The organism is Candidatus Jordarchaeum sp., assembly GCF_052745115.1.
This window is the reverse complement of sequence record NZ_JBRAKS010000529.1, coordinates 1-1,811: the sequence shown is the minus strand read 5'-3', so window position 1 is coordinate 1,811 and position 1,811 is coordinate 1. Positions and strand designations below refer to the sequence as shown.

The 1,811-nt window shown below is 40.0% G+C and carries 2 protein-coding genes; one reads left to right on the top strand and one right to left on the bottom strand.

Annotated elements, in window-relative coordinates; translation table 11 throughout:
• Positions 1-75: 75 nt before the first annotated feature.
• Complete coding sequence (locus ACUVXA_RS20500; RefSeq protein ID WP_445873151.1) at positions 76-621, bottom strand: hypothetical protein; 546 nt, start codon at positions 619-621, stop codon at positions 76-78.
• 100 nt (positions 622-721) lie between these two features.
• Here ACUVXA_RS20500 and ACUVXA_RS20495 point away from each other — a divergent pair, with 100 nt between their 5' ends.
• Complete coding sequence (locus tag ACUVXA_RS20495; protein WP_445873150.1) at positions 722-1,693, top strand: endonuclease NucS domain-containing protein; 972 nt, start codon at positions 722-724, stop codon at positions 1,691-1,693.
• Positions 1,694-1,811 lie beyond the last annotated feature (118 nt).

Here is a 1,811-nt window from a genome sequence, read left to right as displayed (position 1 = left end):
CGTGTGCACAGTTATACTCATCCAACACCCTTAAAAGTTATGGGTAATGCATAGCGACTTTAGTCGTGGGGAGTGTCAAACTCTTCTCACATGATATCTCACATACAATTTCCCATAGCGAAATTCTTCCACCACTCCTTTCTGCTTTAATGACGCGAGTGCTTTTTCAACCACAGCCATATCTATTCCTAAATCTTTACTAATTTGTGTGTCAGAAGTCTCATCGTACAGTCGATCCGTGAGATACTCCACGATTCGTTTCTCAACCTCCGGTAACGAACGAATAACTTTCCCATGCAATTTCCGCACCTGTTTACGATACCTCCTTTTCTTCTCTTCAAGCCGAGCCCTCTCCTCACGCACCATCCGCTCCGCCTCATCGCTTGGAATTCGCCTATACTCTCCAGTGTGAGTCGGCTGAAAAATATCATTATCCGTTACGAACCTAAAATCATAATAAGTACCGCACAGAGGACAACGACGCAAATCATGCAACTCGTCAAACCACTGAACCATTTCCAATTCGCGAAATGCATCCGGAAAATGTTCACCCTCATCGAAATCAACAAAAAGAGCTTCCCCCAAACTCTCACAAATCGGACAAGAAACAGTCTCTTTCATAAAATTAATATAACTAATTCCCCTATTAAAATGCTATCCAAGTGAAAAAAGTTAAAAAGTTAAAAAGTTACAAAAATGCATTAACTAGAGTTGCTAAAAAATGATTAGACCAAACTACTTTTTAATCTCAGTTTCAAACAAACAAAATCTGGACCTATGCATAAGACACGCCCTCGCCGGATTCACAAACAGCATAAACGGAGTATGGACCTACTCCGAACTCAACGAAGGAGACTACATATCCTTCCTCTACGGTGCAAGAGCACACAATCTTTACGTCGTGGAGAAAAAGGAAGCCATAATGGACGCCGAAGAACTACCACCCTGGCCAAAAGTCACATTCAAAATGTCCGGAAAAACATACCACTTCCCCTTCAGAGTCACACTAAAACCAGTAAGAAAACTAAACGAACCACTAGTAAGAAACGAGTTCCACTACGTCGCAGAAAACCTACTACTAAGAGGCGGATACAGAAAAACGCATTTTCAGGCGGATCAAACCACCCTCCAAAACGTTTCCCAAATGGGAGAAACACACAAAGAAAAAACAGAAAAACTAGACCTAAAATATGAAATATTTACACCCCAATTCACACGAAACAGAAAAGAAACAGAAGCTCCAAGAAAATTCTTCTTTCAAGAAATAATCCTCCAAGCACTAATCAGACAACACCTATCCAAACCAGAAAACATGGCAAACTTTCTTGACACAATCTCCACCGACGAACTAGACCCAAAAAATATAGAAGTCCTAGGAGAAAAAGCAATACCCGAAGGACACATAGACATCCTAATCAAAGAAGCAATCCCACTAGGAATCTCCAAAAAAATAATAATAGAAGTCAAAACAGGCAAAGCTACCGAAAAAGACTTCGAACAACTCAGAAACTACGTAAACGAGGTCGGAGACGAATGCATTCGAGGCGTCCTAATAGCCGCAGATTTTAGTAAAAGAGCACAAAAAAATTACAAAGAAATCATCGCCCCAGTTTCTTATCATTTGGAAGACTTCAATATACCACTGTCTTTTGAAGAATTAAAGAGCAAACTAGTTTTATCTGAATTCTCGTAGTAGAAATATAGCTCGGTTCCTCACGTTTCAACTACTAACATTACAAGACTGGAATCTTCAAAAATATGCTAACGAGTCCATTTGGCTTTAACTAACCGACAAACAATTTCTTCCCGAA